Origin of the sequence: Bernardetia sp. ABR2-2B, assembly GCF_037126435.1 — a bacterium.
Classification (GTDB): Bacteria; Bacteroidota; Bacteroidia; order Cytophagales; family Bernardetiaceae; genus Bernardetia.
The window spans coordinates 5111655-5130957 of record NZ_CP147020.1 but is presented as its reverse complement, the minus strand read 5'-3'; the positions used below and the strand labels follow the sequence as shown (position 1 = coordinate 5130957).

General features: G+C 30.9%; 16 protein-coding genes. 6 read left to right on the top strand and 10 right to left on the bottom strand.

Annotated elements, in window-relative coordinates; all coding sequences use genetic code 11:
- The first annotated feature begins 153 nt into the window (after positions 1–153).
- The gene (locus WAF17_RS21645; protein ID WP_338764392.1) at positions 154–798 is read left to right on the top strand and encodes a MarC family protein; all 645 of its coding nucleotides are present in this window, start codon (positions 154–156) and stop codon (positions 796–798) included.
- 130 nt (positions 799–928) lie between these two features.
- Here WAF17_RS21645 and lepA read toward each other — a convergent pair whose 3' ends face one another.
- Positions 929–2725 carry a translation elongation factor 4 gene (lepA, locus tag WAF17_RS21640; protein WP_338764391.1) on the bottom strand — a complete coding sequence of 599 codons (1797 nt, stop codon included), beginning with the start codon at positions 2723–2725 and terminating at the stop codon, positions 929–931.
- 478 nt (positions 2726–3203) lie between these two features.
- On the opposite strand from lepA, the gene WAF17_RS21635 reads away from it, so the two are divergent.
- Positions 3204–5597 carry an NB-ARC domain-containing protein gene (locus tag WAF17_RS21635; protein ID WP_338764390.1) on the top strand — a complete coding sequence of 798 codons (2394 nt, stop codon included), beginning with the start codon at positions 3204–3206 and terminating at the stop codon, positions 5595–5597.
- Positions 5598–5715: 118 nt separating this feature from the next.
- On the opposite strand, the gene WAF17_RS21630 is transcribed toward WAF17_RS21635, so the two are convergent.
- Positions 5716–7503 carry a GAF domain-containing sensor histidine kinase gene (locus tag WAF17_RS21630; RefSeq protein ID WP_338764389.1) on the bottom strand — a complete coding sequence of 596 codons (1788 nt, stop codon included), beginning with the start codon at positions 7501–7503 and terminating at the stop codon, positions 5716–5718.
- 289 nt (positions 7504–7792) lie between these two features.
- Between WAF17_RS21630 and WAF17_RS21625 the strand changes: the two genes are divergently transcribed.
- Both WAF17_RS21625 and WAF17_RS21620 read left to right on the top strand, forming a co-directional pair.
- On the top strand, positions 7793–8797 hold the full coding sequence (locus WAF17_RS21625; RefSeq protein ID WP_338764388.1) for a bifunctional ADP-heptose synthase: 1005 nt from the start codon (positions 7793–7795) through the stop codon (positions 8795–8797).
- 39 nt (positions 8798–8836) lie between these two features.
- Positions 8837–9322 (top strand): protease complex subunit PrcB family protein, encoded by a 486-nt coding sequence (locus WAF17_RS21620; RefSeq protein WP_338764386.1) that lies wholly within the window; start codon positions 8837–8839, stop codon positions 9320–9322.
- Positions 9323–9337: 15 nt separating this feature from the next.
- Here the strand turns inward: WAF17_RS21620 and WAF17_RS21615 are convergent, their stop codons facing one another.
- From WAF17_RS21615 to WAF17_RS21600, 4 genes are all read right to left on the bottom strand, one after another.
- The gene (locus WAF17_RS21615; protein WP_338764384.1) at positions 9338–10408 is read right to left on the bottom strand and encodes an aminopeptidase; all 1071 of its coding nucleotides are present in this window, start codon (positions 10406–10408) and stop codon (positions 9338–9340) included.
- 85 nt (positions 10409–10493) lie between these two features.
- Entirely contained in the window at positions 10494–11267 is a 774-nt protein-coding gene (locus WAF17_RS21610) for an alpha/beta hydrolase (RefSeq protein WP_338764382.1), read from the bottom strand.
- Between the two features lie 312 nt (positions 11268–11579).
- Positions 11580–12110, bottom strand: a complete 531-nt coding sequence (locus WAF17_RS21605; RefSeq protein WP_338764380.1) for a hypothetical protein — start codon at positions 12108–12110, stop codon at positions 11580–11582.
- Positions 12111–12193: 83 nt separating this feature from the next.
- Positions 12194–13552 carry a PDZ domain-containing protein gene (locus WAF17_RS21600; RefSeq protein ID WP_338764378.1) on the bottom strand — a complete coding sequence of 453 codons (1359 nt, stop codon included), beginning with the start codon at positions 13550–13552 and terminating at the stop codon, positions 12194–12196.
- Between the two features lie 104 nt (positions 13553–13656).
- Here WAF17_RS21600 and WAF17_RS21595 point away from each other — a divergent pair, with 104 nt between their 5' ends.
- Complete coding sequence (locus WAF17_RS21595) at positions 13657–14460, top strand: hypothetical protein (RefSeq protein ID WP_338764376.1); 804 nt, start codon at positions 13657–13659, stop codon at positions 14458–14460.
- Positions 14461–14541: 81 nt separating this feature from the next.
- On the opposite strand, the gene WAF17_RS21590 is transcribed toward WAF17_RS21595, so the two are convergent.
- Entirely contained in the window at positions 14542–15393 is an 852-nt protein-coding gene (locus WAF17_RS21590) for a DUF3108 domain-containing protein (RefSeq protein ID WP_338764374.1), read from the bottom strand.
- A 151-nt stretch (positions 15394–15544) separates the two neighbouring features.
- The gene (locus WAF17_RS21585; RefSeq protein ID WP_338764372.1) at positions 15545–16246 is read right to left on the bottom strand and encodes a hypothetical protein; all 702 of its coding nucleotides are present in this window, start codon (positions 16244–16246) and stop codon (positions 15545–15547) included.
- Positions 16247–16732: 486 nt separating this feature from the next.
- Here WAF17_RS21585 and murG point away from each other — a divergent pair, with 486 nt between their 5' ends.
- Positions 16733–17845, top strand: a complete 1113-nt coding sequence (gene murG / locus WAF17_RS21580; RefSeq protein WP_338764370.1) for an undecaprenyldiphospho-muramoylpentapeptide beta-N-acetylglucosaminyltransferase — start codon at positions 16733–16735, stop codon at positions 17843–17845.
- Between the two features lie 10 nt (positions 17846–17855).
- Here murG and WAF17_RS21575 read toward each other — a convergent pair whose 3' ends face one another.
- Together WAF17_RS21575 and WAF17_RS21570 are read right to left on the bottom strand one after the other, a co-directional pair.
- Entirely contained in the window at positions 17856–18551 is a 696-nt protein-coding gene (locus tag WAF17_RS21575) for a hypothetical protein (RefSeq protein WP_338764368.1), read from the bottom strand.
- Entirely contained in the window at positions 18544–19188 is a 645-nt protein-coding gene (locus WAF17_RS21570) for a hypothetical protein (RefSeq protein ID WP_338764366.1), read from the bottom strand. Before WAF17_RS21570 ends, WAF17_RS21575 begins: the two co-directional genes overlap by 8 nt.
- Positions 19189–19303 lie beyond the last annotated feature (115 nt).

Below are 19303 nucleotides of genomic sequence, written 5' to 3'. Positions count from 1 at the left end.
AAACTCAAGAACTCGTTTTTTTATTTAAAAATAAGTTTTTATTAAATCGTTCTTATTCTCATTTGTTATTCGTACTTTTGCAGCCTTAAAAAAAGAGACACAAACAAAAAACCCTCTTTTTTATTCAAAAAATAACTTAGAAATAAATTAAAAATGGACGAATTAATAAAATTTGGATTAGTTTGTTTTACGACTTACTTTACCATCATTAATCCTTTAGGAGTAATGCCTGTCTTTATGACAATGACAGCAGACCTTAGTGATGCAGACCGTACGGCTACGGCAAGAAAAGCACTTGTTACTGCTTTTTTTACAATGATTGCCTTTGCTTTTTCAGGACAATTACTCTTTGAGTTTTTCGGAATTTCGGCAGATGCTTTTCGTATAGTAGGAGGAATTATATTCTTTATGATGGGTTATGATATGCTTCAAGCACGTCTCATTCGTACTAAAATAGCAAAGGAATCAGTTAAGAGCTACGTTACTGATATTTCTATTACTCCATTAGCGATTCCAATGATTTGTGGTCCTGGAGCAATTACAAATTCTATTGTCATGATGCAAGATGCAGGAACTATCGATAAAAAAATTGTTTTGATAGGAGTAATGTTTATTATTTGCTTAATTACTTTCTTTACGCTTTGGGCTTCTTCCAAAATATCAAAGATGTTAGGAGAAACAGGAAATAAAATTTTGATGCGATTAATGGGACTTATCGTAATGGTAGTAGCCGTTGAGTTTTTTAGAAGTGGATTAAAGCCAATTGTAGTAGATATTTTTAAAGCTGCTATGAATTAATATTTTAGCTCAATCCGTAAATTTCAAGTAAGCATAAAAAAAGCAATTTCATTTTATTGAAATTGCTTTTTTTGTACTAAAATTGAAATTAACTGGTAACTATTCTACTAGTTACTGGTAACTGTAAATTTTAGTTATTAATCTTCAAAACAGCCATAAATGCTTCTTGAGGAACTTCTACAGAACCAATCTGACGCATACGTTTTTTACCTTTTTTCTGCTTTTCTAGTAGTTTACGTTTACGAGAAATATCTCCACCATAACATTTTGCAATTACATTTTTACGAAGTGCTGAAATAGTTTCTCTAGCAATCACTTTTGCTCCAATAGCTGCTTGAATAGCAATCTCAAACTGCTGACGAGGTAAAAGTTCTTTCAAGTTTTCACACAGACGTTTTCCCCACTCGTAGGCTTTATCTCTGTGTACAATGGCAGAGAGGGCATCAACAGGTTCTCCATTGAGCATTACATCTAGCTTGACCATATTTGACTGACGAAGACCAATCAATTCATAATCAAAAGAAGCGTAGCCACGAGAAACTGTCTTTAATCTATCATAAAAATCAAATACAATCTCTGCAAGTGGCATCTCAAAAATCATTTCTACACGCTCAGGTGTCAGATAGGTTTGATTAAGCAAAATACCACGATTATCCATACAGATTTTGATAACCTGACCAATATAATCCGACTTTGTGATAATGGAAGCTCTGATAAAAGGCTCTTCTACTTTCTCCAAAAATCCAGGGTCTGGCATTTCAGATGGTGCACTGACATTATAAACACCCTCTTTTTTGGTAGTAACTTGAAAACGAACTGAAGGAACAGTCATAATAACAGTCATATCAAACTCTCTTTCCAAACGCTCTTGTACGATTTCCATGTGAAGCATTCCTAAGAATCCACAACGGAAACCAAAACCTAAGGCTGCTGACGTTTCAGGTTCCCAGATAAGAGCTGAATCGTTGAGTTGAAGTTTCTCCATAGATGCACGAAGCTCCTCAAAATCAGTCGTTTCTACTGGGTAGATTCCTGCAAAAACCATTGGTTTTACATTCTCAAAACCTTCAATCATTTTCTTACAAGGCTTTTCTACGTGGGTAATTGTATCTCCTACTTTTACCTCTTTGGCTTGTTTGATTCCAGAAATAAGATACCCTACATTTCCAGCTTTTATTTCTTTTTGTGGCTTTTGTTCTAATCCCAAAATACCAATTTCATCGGCTTCATATTCTCTTCCTGTTGCCATAAATTTTACTTTATCGCCTTTTTTGATAGTACCGTTCATCACTCTAAAAATTACCTCAATTCCTCTGTACGTATTGTACTCAGAATCAAAAATAAGTGCTTGAAGTTCTTCATCAGGATTTCCAACTGGTGCAGGAATTTTTTTCACAATCGCATCTAAGATTTCTGCAATGCCTATTCCTTCTTTTGCCGAAGCAGAAATAACGTCTTCACGCTCACAATCAATCAAATTCATAATTTCATCTGCCACTACTTCGGGCTGTGCGCTTGGTAAATCAATTTTATTCATCACAGGAATAATCGTCAAATCATTTCCCAAAGCTAAATAAAGATTCGAAATTGTCTGTGCTTCAATGCCTTGTGCTGCATCTACAATCAATAAAGCACCTTCACAAGCAGCAATCGAACGAGAAACCTCATACGAAAAATCTACATGACCGGGAGTATCAATCAAATTTAAAATATATTCTTCTTTCGTTTCAGGGTCTATATAATTCATCTGAATAGCGTGGCTTTTTATCGTAATTCCACGCTCACGTTCCAAATCCATATCGTCCAAAACTTGCGCCTGCATTTGGCGTTCGGTAATAGTATTGGTGGTTTGGAGAAGACGGTCGGCAAGCGTACTTTTTCCGTGGTCAATGTGTGCAATGATGCAAAAATTTCTGATGTTTTTCATACGGTTTTCTTATATAGATTATTCCCTTTTATGGCTTAGAAGTCCTTATTATTTTAATTTATAATTTATTCATCAACACCTTGGAAAGTGTTTGCTACATTTTGAGTTTAAATTAATTAACAAAAATACAAAGAAAGATTGAGAATTGAAATAGTTTGATTAATTGGAATGTTTTAGAAAGCAACTTATTTACTAACCGTCGTTGAGTCGTTGCCGTCAACGAGGATTGAATGCTCCTCTTTTTATTTTTATTTGTATCTTGTTTCGAGACACTTTTATAAAAGAAATGAAAATCGATGCAATCAAACAAGTTGTAGCATTTTTTCAACTTTGACAGTCCTTTCAAAAGGCTGTCAATAGTTGAAAAAATAAACCTTTCTATACCAAACTATTGTCAGAGTTATTTTGGATTATCAAAACAACTACTGACAAAGTTTTTATTTGAATAACAATTATAAAAACTCACAACTTACCTCCTATGAAAGCTGAAAAAATAAATCCACTTCTTGACCAACTTATCAAAAGACTTAGTTTTTATCGTCTTAAAAAAGCCTATGTTTCTTATCCTCCCTTAGAATTTGATTTAGAACAGCGAATAAAAGAACTTGAAAATCAAGTGGAAACTTTAAGAAACCTTCCCCCAGAACAACAAAGTGAAATAAATAATGAAGAATTAAATAAAATTTTAGACTCTTTACCATTAGATTTGAACGAATTTGAATGGCAAAAATTTGATAAAACGAGAGTTAATATAAACATCATTATTAATCAAATAGAAAGAGAGAAAAAAATAAATTCTGTTCTAACAAAACTACCTTACAACGAAGCATTTGAAGGACGTAAAAAAGAATTAGCAGAACTGAAAGAACAAATTTCTACTCAAAAAAATATTTCGCTAACAAGTATCAATGGAATTGGTGGAATAGGAAAATCGGCACTTTCAAAAGCCTTTTTCTTAGAAAACTATAAAGAATATGATTTTGCTTTATTTTTGGAAGGCAAATCAAATGTTTATGATACATTTAATAATTATACGCTTTTAGATAATTTAGAAATTGCAGAAAAAGTCAATTCTATTCCGTATCAAACACCAAATCGCAATGAAATTATCTTTGATATTATCAAAAATGCACTTTCTAATTTAGAAGGAAAAAAACTTTTACTCATTGATGATGCTTCTGAAAACTCACATTTACTCAAAGATTTGATACAATCAGATTGGGAAATACTGACTACTTCTCGTCAGAAAATTGATTTTATGTATTCTTTCGAACTGCAACAAGCTACGCCAGAAGATGCTATCGCTATTTTTTGTGTTTATTATGGAAAAACTATTGAAAATTTAAGTAAAGAAGAAAAAGCACAAATTCAACGCCTTGTAAATCGTTTGGCTCTGCACCCTTTAGCAATAGAATTAGTAGCCAAAAATATAAAAAGAAAAGACTGGACTTTTGAAGAAACCAATCAAAAACTAGCCGAAAAAGGATTGAATATTGATGAAAAAACAAATCTTACCACTACACACAGCCAAGAAAAAATAAAAGATATTTTTGAGTATTTGCTTCAATTATTTCCTTTAGAAAATCTAACAGAAGAAGAACTAAAATTACTCAATGTATATAGTGTTTTGCCAAATCTACCTATTACAAAACAAACTTGGAAGACTCTATTAGGCGAAGATGAAGACCATTGGCAAGAACTTTCTACTGGGCTTAATGAAAGAGGATTAATCAATAAAGATGGAAAAGCATTTGAAATACATGCGCTTTTGGCTGAAATTGTTAGGTATAAGAATGAAGATAGATTAGATGAGGATTATGAGAAGATGATGATTAGTTTAAATGGACTATTCGACTGGAGAGATAATTATAATTATCACAAAGAAAACTATAGAGATGCTTTACAGTACAAAAAATATGCACAGTCAATTATAAAATATGTAGAAGATAGCGAGGCTAAAGGAATACTATGTAATAGACTGGGTAGTTTTTATGTAAAAACAGGATACATATATGAAGCTGAACAAATGTATTCAAAGGCTTACTTTATATATCATAACCTTGATAAAAAATATACTAATAATCCTGATGTAACAAGTGGAATAGCTATATCTTGCTCTAAGCTAGGAGAAATATATCAAGAATTAGGAGAACCTAATAAAGCATTACAGTGCTTCATGATATATAACAATATGATAGAAATATTATTTATAGATTTTCCCTTTCTGAAAGAGTGTAATAATAGCTTAGCAGTTTCTTATTCTAGATTGGGAGAAGTATATCAAAGTTTGGGTAATTTTAAAATGGCATTACATTTTTATGAGAAATACCATCATTTAGAAAAAAACTGTTGCAATATGTTTCCTAACGATATTATTTTCATGCATGGATTAGCTATATCCTACTCAAAACTTGGAGAAACACATCAAAAATTAGGTAATTTAAGTGAAGCATTAAAATTTTTCAAGGAAAATAATAATTTGGAAGAAACTTATTGTAAGCAGTTTCCTAATGATATTAATTTAAAAATAAGTCTCGCAATATCTTATCAGTTTTTAGGAAATATTCATTTTGAGATAGGAAACCAAACACAAGATTTCACAAAAGCATTATATTTTTATAGAAAGCAAGTTGAATCATATGAAAAACTTTATAGTGATTATTCTATGAATATAGATTTAAAAAGTGGCTTGGCTTGTTCACATGTAAAGCTATTTTCTACTTACAGAAAAATAAATCAAAATGAGAAGTCCAAATCACACATAAAAGAATCAGTTAGATTATTTAAAGAATTAGCTAAAGACTTTCCTAACTACCCTACTTTTGCAAGACAATTTGAAGACAGCAGCAAACTATTAAAACAACTCCAATAAAAAACACTTACCAACCCTACGAAAAACTAAGAAAATATAAAACGCATGGCTTTTATCCTCAACGACGGCGAAGTCTCGTTGACGGTTGAAAGAAACGAAGTTTTATAAGTTAATAAAATCATTTTCTATTAGGCAGCATAATACTAAATGTCGTTCCTTCATTGGGAGTAGAATCTATTTCTATCGTGCCTTTGAGTTTCAAAACGGTTTCTTTTACAATATAAAGTCCCAAGCCAGAACCCATTTTTTGGTCATTGGCTCTATAAAACATATCAAAGATGTGTTCGATATGAACTTTGCTAATCCCTAATCCATTGTCTTGAATTGTAATTTCTGCTTTTTTGTTATCTATCTCAATCAATACTTCAACGAAACTATCTTCTCGGTAAGGATTATGATAACGAATTGCATTAGAAATAAGATTATCAAAAATAGCTTTTATACGTATTCTATCACTTTTAAAAAATAAATTTTTCTTTTCTAATTTTAAATCTAGTTTGACTTCAACTTGTTTGAATTCTTCTAAATAAGTTAAGTCTTGTTTTATTTCTTCTATAAGCTCTTCAAAATCAATATTTTCATTAGCTATTATTGTACGGCTATTCCTAGAGATACTCAATACTTCACGAATATAATTATCCAAACGTGTAACACTTTTCGAAATAAGTTGAAGATACATCTGTACATTATCAAAATTAGCGATGTCTGTTTTGAGTATCTGCAAAATTCCCATCACAGAAGTAAGAGGCGCACGTAAGTCATGCGAGACACTATATACAAATTGGTCTAACTCATCATTTGTCTTTTTGAGTTGTTCATTCTTTTCTTTTAGTAGTTTTTCAACGTGTTGAGTAGTCAGTATTCCTCCAATGGTAATGGCAAGGTTAAAAATAAAACTTTCTTCTGTGAGTGTCCAAATATGTTTTCCTTCACAGTCTTCTAATCCTATAAATCCCCAAAACTCTTTTTCATGGACAAAAATAGGAACAACAAGTGTAGATTTAGCATGATTGCTCCATAAGAAATATTTATCTACTTGGGCAAGACTTGTCTTCATATTTTTAATTCCCTTTCCAGCTTCCAATTGATTTCTCCAATCTTCTAATCCTGTAACTCTATAGTTTACGTTCTTCCACTCGCTTTTATGAATCTGTTTATACTCAGGTTGGCTTGTCCATTCGTGAATAATTTTACAACACTCCTCTTTTGTATCATCTAAAAAATTCTGAAAAATAAATACTCGGTCTGTTTTAGTTGCTTTTCCAATCGTAGAAACTGCTGTGTCTAATCCTTCTTGAAAATCAAGAGTAGTAAAAAGTTGAAAGATACAAGAATTAATTCCTCTAAGTAGGTTATCATTATGTATAAGACGCTTTTCGGTTTGTTTGTGTTCCCAAATTTCTAAAAGAAGCGCAATAATATTTCCAATAGCCAACACAAATTGTTGTTCTCTAATCTGCCATTCACGTGCCTCTCCAATATGATTGCAACACAAAACTGCCTTTAGTTCTCCTTCAATATGAATAGGCATATCAATAATTGAAGTAATTAAATTTGGCTTAAAATAAACTTCCACTAGCTCTTCCACACGTTTATCTTGATAGACATTATCTGAAGCGATGAGTTCGCCTTCTTCCATCGTTTGAAAGTAAATAGGCATTTTTTCATTATCCAAATCACTATTAGAGACTTTTATTTTATCTTCTTGTGAATTTGCAACACACTTTATTTGATTTTTCTCTCTATCTACTAGCCACAAATTTATACTAGCTACCTTCAATGTGCTAATAGCTGTATGAATTACTTCCTCTACAGCTTCCGAAAAATCTTTTAATTCGGCTTTTTGGCTACGAGTGAGTTTGGCTAATGCCTCAAAATAATCAATATGAATAGAAGAATCTGGCAAATCAATAAAATAATGAAAGTGAGTAGCTCATTTAGACAATAATGAAATATACGTTTTTTTGAGAAGGCTTGAAAGCATAACAGCAAAAAAATAGCTATAAAATTGAAGCGAAATACAAATTTATTATTTTTATCTAACTAATTCTTTATTAATTTACTTGAATAATTACGACCTTTGCCAAATCAGTTTGATTCGAAAAGAAAAATGCCGTTGTTGGTGTTTTAGTAAAAGCGACACCAACAACCACAAAAACTCAAAACAGTAAAGAAATTTAATTATTTATTGCCACATGTCATTGGATTCCATTTTTGAAAATTTTAATACCCTTACAGCTCTGGTTATTGGAGATGTAATGATAGATTCGTATTTATGGGGGAAGGTCGAACGCATTTCGCCAGAAGCTCCTGTTCCTATCGTTAATCTGCAAGATAGAGAAAGCCGACTTGGAGGAGCTGCAAACGTTGCTTTGAACCTCAAATCTTTAGGAGCAAAAACAATTATGTGTTCGGTAGTTGGAAACGATAAAGAAAGTGAAAATCTTATTGAAATATTTAGAGAACAAAACATTGATGTAGGTGGAATTATTCATAGCAAAGACCGTCCTACTACTATCAAACACCGTATTTTGGCAGGTTCACAGCATCTTCTTCGTATAGATTCAGAGACTACAAAACCTATTTCAGAACAAGAAAGTGAAGAATTGATTAATAAAGTAAAAGAACTCGCTCTCAAAGCTGATGTAATTATTTTTGAAGATTATGATAAGGGCGTTCTGACAGAAAAAGTAATTTCAGAACTCATTGATTTTGCTAATCAAAAAGATATTCCTACTGTCATTGACCCAAAGAAAAGAAACTTTTGGCACTATAAAAACGCCACACTTTTTAAACCTAATTTGAAAGAACTTCAAGAAGGATTAGGAAAAAATATTGATGTAAAAAATACAGATTTGAGCAAATTAAATGAAAGTGAAATTGCTCTTGCCGTCAAAGAACTTGCTCAAAAGATGCAGCTCAAATCAGTCTTGATTACTCTTTCTGAATATGGTGTTTATATTGCTGACTCGTCTCAAAGTCATAAAATAGCAGCTCATAAACGAGAAATATCTGATGTTTCGGGTGCTGGTGATACGGTTGTGAGTATTACAGGACTTTGTATGGCTCTAAAATTGCCACTAAAGACAGTAGCTCAGTTGGCTAATTTGGGTGGTGGTTTGGTTTGTGAATCGTTAGGAGTTGTTCCGATAGATAAATCACTTTTCAAGCAAGAAGCCAAAAAGAAAATTATTTTTTAATCTTTTTACTCCTATTTAATTTATAACCAATAACTCTTTATGAAATTTATCTCTTTGTTTGTTTTCTCAATTTTATGTTCAACTTTTTTATCTTGTAAATCTAGTAAGGACAAACAAGAAAACAAATCCATTCCTTTCGAAACAGTTTTGAAAACAATGACTTTTGGGAGCGAAACAAAAGGAACAAAAATAGTACAAGCTCAAACTGACTTAAAAGGCTTTGAAATAGCAAATGGTAATGATATGCCAAAAGAACTCTTGGAAGTAGATTTGAAAACAAATACGCTTTTGATGGTAATGTCTGGAATGAAAAACACAGGAGGTTTTGATATAGAAATCGAAAAAATAATAGAGGCAAATGATAAAATAACTGTTTTCTATAAAGAAATAAATCCAGAAAAAGGGGCAATGCTTACAATGGCTCTTACTTATCCTTTACACGCTGTAACAATTAAAAAGACAGAAAAAGAAATTATTTTTGAAGAAATAAAAGCTGATATAAAAATAAATAATTCGAAGAAATAGAATTTGAAATAAAGCTTATAAGGAAGGATACTTTTCACTAAAATACTTCAAGAATGCTTTCAAATCTTGATTAAATCTTTCTTCAAAAATATTTTTCAATGTATCTTGACTTGAATTATATCTTCTGACACTCATAAAATTGGTGTTGTTTAGTTCTCGCTCTTGAAAACGTTTTGCCCAGTTTTTATTAGAAAATGAAACCGTATCTATTTTTGATTTAATCAGATTAAAATGCTGCTGTTTCATTTTCTCTGTTTTTTCTTCTGAAAAACTATTATTAGAACTATATTCATATACCGAATCTAAAGAAGTAGAAGCCAAAAGCATGAAACTCCTATACCTTTTAGAGTCTTGAAGCAAAAAAATATACTCATTTAATTCTTTAGATTTTTTTCCATATTTTTCCTCTAAAAAAAGTTTTGCACCTTCTTCTCCTACAAAATTAGCTAGGTTTTCATTAAAATTTACGCTGTCTTTTACATAAAGCGTAGCGTGTGTGAGTTCGTGCAAAATTAGTTCTACCAAATCGCCTTCACTTCTTTTTAAGTTATTAGAAAGCAAAACATCTTCAAACCAACCAAGTGTCGACCAAGCAGAAACAGAACGAATATTTGTGTCAAATTTAATTCCTTCCTCGCCTTCATTTTTCAACCTATCTCTTTCTTTTTTTGCTTTTTCTAAATCAAAATAGCCTTTGTAAGAAAACTTTCCTACTATCGGAAATTTCCATTCATATGCCTCTAACTTATAGGGATAAGAAGCCGAAACATTCCACAAAATATCTTTCCCTTTTTGGTCATAGATTTTGGTGTAGTTCTGAGAAGGTTTCATTCCTAGCTTTTCCATTCCAAACTGACGAGCTTCTTCAATAATTTTGATTTTTGCTTTTAGAGAATCTGGAAAGTTTTTATCTTTTTTGAGTTCTTCAAACGAACGAGCATTATTCATAACCTCTAACTGTCCGTTAAGCTGCAAAAACCCGTAAGCGATAAGTTCTCTTTGCCAAATTGCTAAAATAGCACACAGCAGAAAACAAATTCCTGCATATTTTAGAATTTTCTTTTTGTTGAGTTTAAATCGTTTCATTTACTTAATTAAGTATTAATCAGATAATAAAAATCCTTACAATTCAAATTTTAATTCAAAATATAAGGATTAATTTTATTAGGAATTATACTACTTCTTTTTTAATCCAGTCAGCCAAAGCTTTTGGTTCTGCACCAGGAACTCTATGCATTGTAGGTAATATTTCAACATTACTTTTGACCCTTGAAGGTATATTATTCCAAAAAGCAAGGTAATCTAATACTGAAGTATATTCATCATATTTTGGTATTAAGAGACTTACTGAGTTCTTTGGTAGTTTTTCAAGTTCAATAGGATTTATATGAAGATGTTTTATTCCTTGTGCTAAACGAAAAGTTCCTTCACTATGAAGTTGAATATTGTCTAAATTTCCCTTTTCTAATTTATCTTTAAAGACTTCCACTCCCATAAGATTTTTGAGATGAAAATCAAAACACTCTGAGAAAGATAGGAAAGGAACAAATAAATTTGTCAAATAAGATTGTTGTTCTACAATAGATTCTAGCTGGTTTATGGGTTGTATATAAGGCGCAATTAATAGTATTTTTTCTATTAAATTTGGATATTTCATGCCAAACCTTTGAGCTACTGCCCCTCCATAAGATAATCCAACTAATATAACAGCTTTATCTCCCACCTCTTGTACTATCAACTGATATAAATCTTCTACTTGATTATCTAATGAAATAGGTTGTGTAGGTATTTTATTACTTTCTACTGTCCTTCCTTGCCCATAAAAGTCAAAAGTAAGTAAGTTGTATGAAAGTTCAAAAAGGTGTTGGCAAGTTTCAATCCATCTATTTTGGTCATATAGTAATCCATTTAAGAAGATAATTGATGACCTTTCTTGGTCAATCATATTGTGTCTTTTAAAGATTATTTGTTTTGAATAACCAGTAGAACAAGTAGACTCTAATTCAATAAGATTCTGGTGCATTTTTGCTTAATGAGTATAATCCAAATTTGGATTCAGTAAATAACAATGTAATCATATAATGTTTGTGCTTTTTTTAAAACTTTACAAAAGTAATAAAATAACACATAAAAATAAATATTACTTTTATATGTTATTTACGATAGAGCAAAAAAAATGACATTCTCTCAAAATAGAAAATGTCATTTATCAAAGGTGATTGTAGTTTGACTCTACAAACTTGTAAATCTTTTTTTCTTAAAAATATTGCTGAATTTCTTCTTTCATAAATTGAAGAGAAGCTTCATTTTGAGAAATTTCTTTTTCTCCTTGTAGCTCAAAAATTCGTCTTGAAAGGTCAAACCCTGTTGCTCCTTCTGGAAGCTCTCGGTTAGCTTGATTTATAATAGAAATAAATTCCTCTACTGCACTTTTAATATATTCCCAAGCTGGTTGGCTAATATAAATCTGTTGTGCTACATTATGATTAAACTCTTCACGAATTGTAAATAGTAAAACTTGATGCAGTTCAACAGCAGACTGTCCTCCATCTGTAAGACGGGGAATTAAATTATTGACAGAATTTCGCTCTAAAAAAATAGCCATTCTTTCATAGGCTTGTAAGCGAATGGGAAGTGCAATTTCACTATTTTTAGATTTGAGTTGAAGTAAAGATTGATTCATCTCTCGTCCGATAAATGATTTGACGACCAAAAACATGCCGTACAAAACTGCGCCTGCTGGCAGCGTAATAATTAAAAGATCTTTGAGCAAAGAGCCGTAATCCATAGAAAAACGTATTGAATAGGTAATTTTTAAAAAAATCGTATTGTGATTTTGTATAACTACAAAGGTAAATATTTTTTTGTTCTTTAAATAGGGTTTTCTAATCTAAATTTTACTCTCCATTCATTAAGCGCATCTCCTCCTCGTCTTAATACAAGTTCGATTTTACGTCCTTCTGTACTTCTAAAGAGTTCATAAATATCATTGATAGTAAATTTACTTATGTTTTCTCCGTTAATACTCATTATTTGGTCATCTACCTGTACGTCCAAATCAGAAACAGGAGAGTTTTCTTCTATATTAGAAATAAAATAAATAGATGAACCTGGGGCTGGTGTTGATATTTCTATTCCAGCCATATTATAGTTAAAACGTTCACGAAACTTTCGATTAGGTCGTAAAATCATTCTATTTCTTGAGTAATCAAAAGTAATATAAAAACGCCTTAAAATCTCTGAACCCAAACTACCATTTCTACCTCCTTGCCCTCTTACCATCGATATAGAAGTAGAATCTGGAAAAGCTGTCGTTACTCCCTCTAATTCTAATCCCTTCAAATATAGCTTTGAGGAGCGTCCTAGATACCCTTTTATGTCTCCTCTCATTCCTTTTCCAAGATATGCTGCTTTATTTTTTTTAGGAATTTTTAATCTGTCATCAGAAGATATATCTATCCAAATGGCGTGTCCTCCCCCTGTATCGATAAGTAACTTAACAGGAACTGTTGTAGTATCTTCTTGAGTGGAATTGGCGATTGAATGTTGTTGTAGATTCGCCCAAATATATGGTTTTAAATCAACTATTTCTATAGGAATAATGACATCTTTTTTGTGAGGTTTGTACTCATACCTTTTCTTATTGTAGAATGTGATTGTTTTATTTTCATAATTTACCTTCACTATAAAATCTGCAAAAATATTGTATCCCATAATGCCATGAATACGCATACCAAAACGATCAGATAAATGAAAAATATCTTCTTTCAAGATAATCAAATCTTGATGATGACCTATAATACCCGAAATATTAAGGTTATTATCAGGAGAGGCATAAGCCGTAAGTTTTTCACCAGAACCAAGCCCAGAAAGCTCAATTTCTTGTACATAATTTATCTGTAATTTATCTCCTACTCCTAACTCTGTAATCAACATACTTTGTACGCCACTATCTAAAATAAAGTGAAGTGTATCCGAATTATTTATTCTTACAGGAATGATTATTAAATTATTTACTAAGTTGAATTTTAATGTTAGAGATTTTTTATTTGCTCTTTTGAAGCTAAAACCATTATATTTATCCCTCTGAACAGTCTTGGAGGAGTTGCACGAACTTAGGGAAAAAACAAAGCAACCCAAAAACAAAAGAATAACCAAAGAATGGAAACGAAAAAAAGATAAAAGAAGAACTACTTTTTCTTCTGAAGATAGACGTATATTTTTGTTCATAAAATATTTTTTGATGTTTTTATTTCAAAATACTGTTTTACTACTCAAGAAACAAAATATAAATCTAGTTGTTAGTTTAATTAAGAAATTTTATTTGGAATAATGTGTATAAATTAGAATATGAAATTTTTGAAAGTAAAAATAAAAAACTAGGAGATAAAACAATACCTAAAATTTGGTTTGCTTTTCATGGGATTGGACAAAGCACGGAAGCATTTAAACACTTTGCAAATCAAAATGGTTTTATAGTTTATAGTTTTGGTTTATTTTATCATGAAAAAAGACAAGATAACATTTCAAATCAGAGAGAAACAACACTCAAAAACTGGCTTTTGTTGATGCAAGACATTTTAGAAAAAATGAATGGAGAAGTATCCATTAATGTCATTGGCTTTTCATTGGGTGTTCGTCCAGCCTTACAACTTATTTCTAACTTTTCACAACTTAGTTCTATTTGTATAAACAAGATTATCTTGATTGCTCCCGAAACGTTAGCCATTAGCCCTTGGTATAGATTCGGTACACAAACTACATTAGGAAAGAAAACACTCAAAAAAGTAGTTTCTTCCACTTTCTTTAAAGAGATTATTATTTCTATTTCTTCTTTAATTTTTCCAAAAAATGCACAAAAACTTATTCGTTATCAGATTTACCATGGAATAAACTCTCTTGCTTCTGCTTGGTTTGCATATCGCAGTTTTGAGATTTATGAAAAAGATTGGAAACAAATTTCTAAAAACTATGAGAAAAAAATTGTGATTGTGGCAAGTGAAAATGACAGCTTTGTCAAACTTAGAAAAATAAAAAGATTTATCGGAAAAAATAGTTTTGATAAAGGAAAGTCTATAGAGTGGATTATCTCAAAATCTCCTCATGCTCGTTTACTTAAAGAGTTTAGAGTACAATAAAAACGTTAAATTTGAATATAATAAAACCCACAATTAAAATTGTGGGTAAAATGTGTAAAAATCAGACTCTGAAATCTTATTTTACTTTTCATATTCAGTTACATCTACCTCAATGCCACCAATGAACATATTAGCTCTAATTTTGAGAGGGATTCTATCTTCATCGGCAGACATCCAAATTTTGATAGATTCTTTTCCACTAAAAAGTCCGTTTTCTGGCATTATTGGACTCATTACAAAAGTTTCTTTTTTACCTATTTTAGTTTTGATAATTTCCTTTCCGATATAACGCACCTTAAAATCATACACTGAATCTTCAAAGAAGGCATCCATTCGGATAATTTCGTTTTTAGTTAGCTTTTCATAATCTACTCTACGCAAAAAGTAATAGCCACTAATCATATCCTGTACATTTGTGGGAATGGGATATTCTTTTCTTTTCCAATTCTTATCATTTCTTTTCTTATACTTTACACTTGCTTGTTTTCCACTATGGTCAAACATAACCGTTTCTTCTTTTCTATACTTATTTTCCTTTATTTTTCTATGGAATTTGCGTGGAATGTGTTTCTGTCTGTCTATATACGAACTCCATTTATCATCTATATTGGTTGTCCATCCAAAAACGCCAACTGACTTGCCTTCTACCTCTACTTTATAACAACTATTTCCATCTATATTATGAAAATTATCATCTACCTTTACGACAGCTTCCCCAGCATTGATAAAACCATAATGCACTAAATAAGAAATTTTTTCTCCTTTTTTGAAAGTAACATCAGAAAGCATAGCTACTCTATTTCCGTTTTGATAGGTCATAAATGCAGAAGTCGAAAAAGTAAGAAACCCTAAAGAAACTGCCAAAATGACAAAAATTCGTAAAGGCGAGTTTTTTAATTTATTCAAAAGTAAAGATGTATGTATTTTTTTCATAATAGAATAGTGATAAGTAGTTTAGGAATAGGTCTCTGATATTACTTTAAAAAGACAGGTTGAAGAGTAAAAACCCTCTTTTGAGTCTAATTTATCTAGTAAAATTGCAATAACTATTCCTAAATTAAGATTGAAATAAACAGGTGGAAATTTAATTCAAATCACCGTATTCAAACTTAGGAGCTGATTTTATCTTTACAAATTGCTCTCCCAAAGTAGGAATTTCATCTTTTTTAACCATCAAAAGTTCATTGAGTTGATTTGCATAATCCGTATAACTCTTACGTAAAAGAAAATCTGTGTTATCTGAATTTGAAAAATAAGTAATAACAGAATATGGAATTGGATAACGCTCAAGTTCAGGGTTATTTTCCTTTATTTGTTTTACAAGTTTCTGAATTTGAGCTAGTTTTTTATCATAGGCATCCATTGTTTTTGCGCTCTGCATTGTCTTTTCATCATAACGCAATTTCAAAAGAGCTTTTCTTTCTACCTCTAATTGGTCTATTAGTTCCTTTCCATTGAACCCTTCTACATAACGAGCTTCACGTACAAATTTCTGCAACATATCGTCTTTTTCACGCTCGGCTGACAAGAGCCTGTTCCAACTTATGGCAACACTATCATTGAGCATAGTGAGTTTGTCAGGCAGTGCAAGTGTGTCAGTATCAGCCATATTTTCGGTTGCTTTTTCCCAAAGAGCTTCCTCTTCTGCTGCTTCTTGATTTTCTTCTGAAATAGTTTCTATATTTTCTTCTCCTTCTCCTGTCTTTTTATTATTACAAGAGAAAAATACATTGCTTAAAAATAAAGCTATTAAGATGATAAATGAGACACGATTTAATCTTTTCATAGAAGTTAAGGTTTTTATTTCATTATTGATTTAGTAGTACCAATAACAAGTATTTTTTTAATTTAAGTAACTGTACAAAATTAAATATAAGTAATGACTGATTAGCGAGTGATTTGGCTTCGCCGAGCTATCGGTTTTATGATTACTATGATAATTACAGGATAATACAAAATCATATAATAAAATAATAAATTATATTTGAAATTGCATGTATCTTCATTTTATCTTAAAAATCATATAAATCATTTACCAATAAGTTACAGTATTTTTAGTTATACTTAATTCTACTCATTTACTTATACAAAGATAATCAAAGAAAAACGAATTTTGTTTTACCTTCTAAACTAGCAAAACACAAAAATATTGTAGAGTAAAATAATAATCAATTTTAAAAATAGTTAGATTCAATTAGAGTTCGTATTTTTACAAAATGATAGCCAAAGAAAAAATACAAAATATACTATTCAATCTAAAAATCAAACTATCGTGCGAGTAATTATAAGTGGAGGTGGAACAGGTGGACATATTTATCCTGGAATTGCTATTGCTGATGCCTTGAAGGAAATCAATCCGAATACAGAAATTCTGTTTGTTGGAGCAGAAGGAAAAATGGAAATGGAAAAAGTACCCAAGGCAGGTTATCGTGTCATTGGTCTGCCTATTCGTGGTTTGCAGCGTAGCTTTTCGCCAAAAAATATTTTAGAGAACTTAAAATTTCCTGTTCGTTTGTTTGGAAGCTTGAGTCAAGCACGAAATGTAATTAAAGAATTTAAACCTAATGTAGTCGTAGGAACAGGTGGTTATGCAAGTGGTGCAGTTTTGCAAGTGGCTTCTGCTATGAATATTCCAACACTCATTCAAGAACAAAACGGACACGCAGGAATTACAAACAAAATTCTCTCTCGCCAAGTAGATGCGATTTGTGTGGCTTATCCAGATATGGATAATTATTTTCCAACAAAAAAAATACAGTTTACTGGAAACCCTGTTCGTTCGGATTTAAAAAGTTTACCCAATCCAACACAAACTGATTTTGATTATTTTAATCTTATAAAAGGAAAAAAAACCATTTTGGTAATGGGTGGAAGTGGTGGTGCAAAAGTCATCAATGAGTCTGTCTTAAATGGTATTGATACAATATTGGAAAGCAACTTTCAACTTATTTGGCAAACTGGGAAATTTTATATTGATGCTATCAAAAAACAGTTAGCTGCCAAAAATCTCTTAAATCATTCTAATCTTTTTGTAAGTGATTTTATTTATGATATGAAAAAGGCTTATCAGTGTGCTGATGTTGTGATTGGTCGTGCTGGTGCTTTGACGATTTCTGAACTTACTTTAGCTGAAAAACCTGCTATTCTGATTCCTTCGCCCAATGTAGCCGAAGACCATCAAACCAAAAATGCAATGGCACTTGCCAAAGAAGAGGCTGCAATGCTTATAAAGGATAATGAAGCAGACGAAAGACTTATTCCAACGCTTATTTATGTTCTAAATGATGAAAATCAACAAGAAAAACTAAAGAATAATATTAAAAATTTTGCTCGTCCTGATGCTGCAAAGGATATTGCTAGACGTGTAATGGAATTGGGGAAATAATAAAACACTATTAGAGTATAGGTAAAACGACTCTTGTGCTATCATTTAGATATTCTGCACTTTCTAATCTTTCTTTATAATAATCCCCATTAATGGTTATATTTTCTTTTATTAAAAAAATTTCTCTACCATCTCTTAAATAAATGATAGTAAAATCTCCTATTTGTGGCTTTGTTTGTATAGATTTAATTCCATATTCTAGAAACATATTTCCTACGTCTCGTAATTTGAGGGATTTTACAGGAATAATCCTTGTATCTTTCATATAAAAATCTTCGAATATATTTTCCTGCTTTTTATCTTGAGAGTTTTTAAAACTTAATGTTCCATAATAACCCATTTTTGTCTCTTCAAAATAATTTTTCTGAATTAGTTCTTTTACAGAATCATTAAGCTCATCATACACACCAGACTCTTTTAAAAGAATGTAGTCTGAACTTGCTCTTAGTTCATTAATTTGAATATTAGTTCTTGTTTTATCAATACTTAAACGTATAGAATCTGTTTGCAGATTTTTTAGTTTCCAAAGCGCAGCCAAATCAGTTGAATCTAAAACTCTGTATTGAGGTTGTTCTATTTCTACAGCTTCGTGGCTTTTTATAGCTTCCTTCTCAATAGGTTCTTGAGCAAAGAAATTTATATAGACAGTAAAACCTATAATTCCAATCAGTAAAAGAAACCCTATAAGTGATGGTAGTTTATTCAATGGTTGATTTTGTATTATTTTCTACGAAATTAGAAGGTAAAAACAATGCTGTACTATCATTTATATATTCTGATTCTCTCAATAAACTTCTATAATAATGACTTTTTATCTCTATATTTTCTTTTATCAAAAATAGTTGAACATCATTCTTAAACTCTATACATGTAAAATTACCGTTCTCTGGCTCACTTGTAATAGAATTAATTTGATATTGTAGAAATAAATTCCCTACATTGTTCAATTCAAAACTATATTTATCAGTAGAAGTAGCAAAAAAATCAATAAATTTTTTATTTGTAGTTCCTTCAATGTTTTTTCCATTTATAAATAGGAGAGTTCCATAATTAGGTGCAGACTCTTTTGTGGTATATTCATTTATTATTTTAGTAATTTCTATATCAGTTGAAGAACCAACATCACTTATTTTTAAGTTAGGATAACCCGTTTGAAATTTTTCTAGCTTCCAAAGATTAACTACATCTATACTATCAAAATGAGTTAAGTATTTTTCTGGAATTACTTTTATTTCCTTTTTTTTGCCCACAGTATTTATGTAAACGGTAAAACCAATAATTCCAAACAGTAAAATAAATCCTACAAGTGATGAGAGTCTATTTGATGGAGGATTTTGTGGCATAAGATTTTAGATTTTACTGATTAAAAGGTACAATAATCATTCAAACTTCTGACTACAAATGGTATGTTCTATGAGACTAATTTATATTGCAATTAATAGTCATAGTTATCATTAA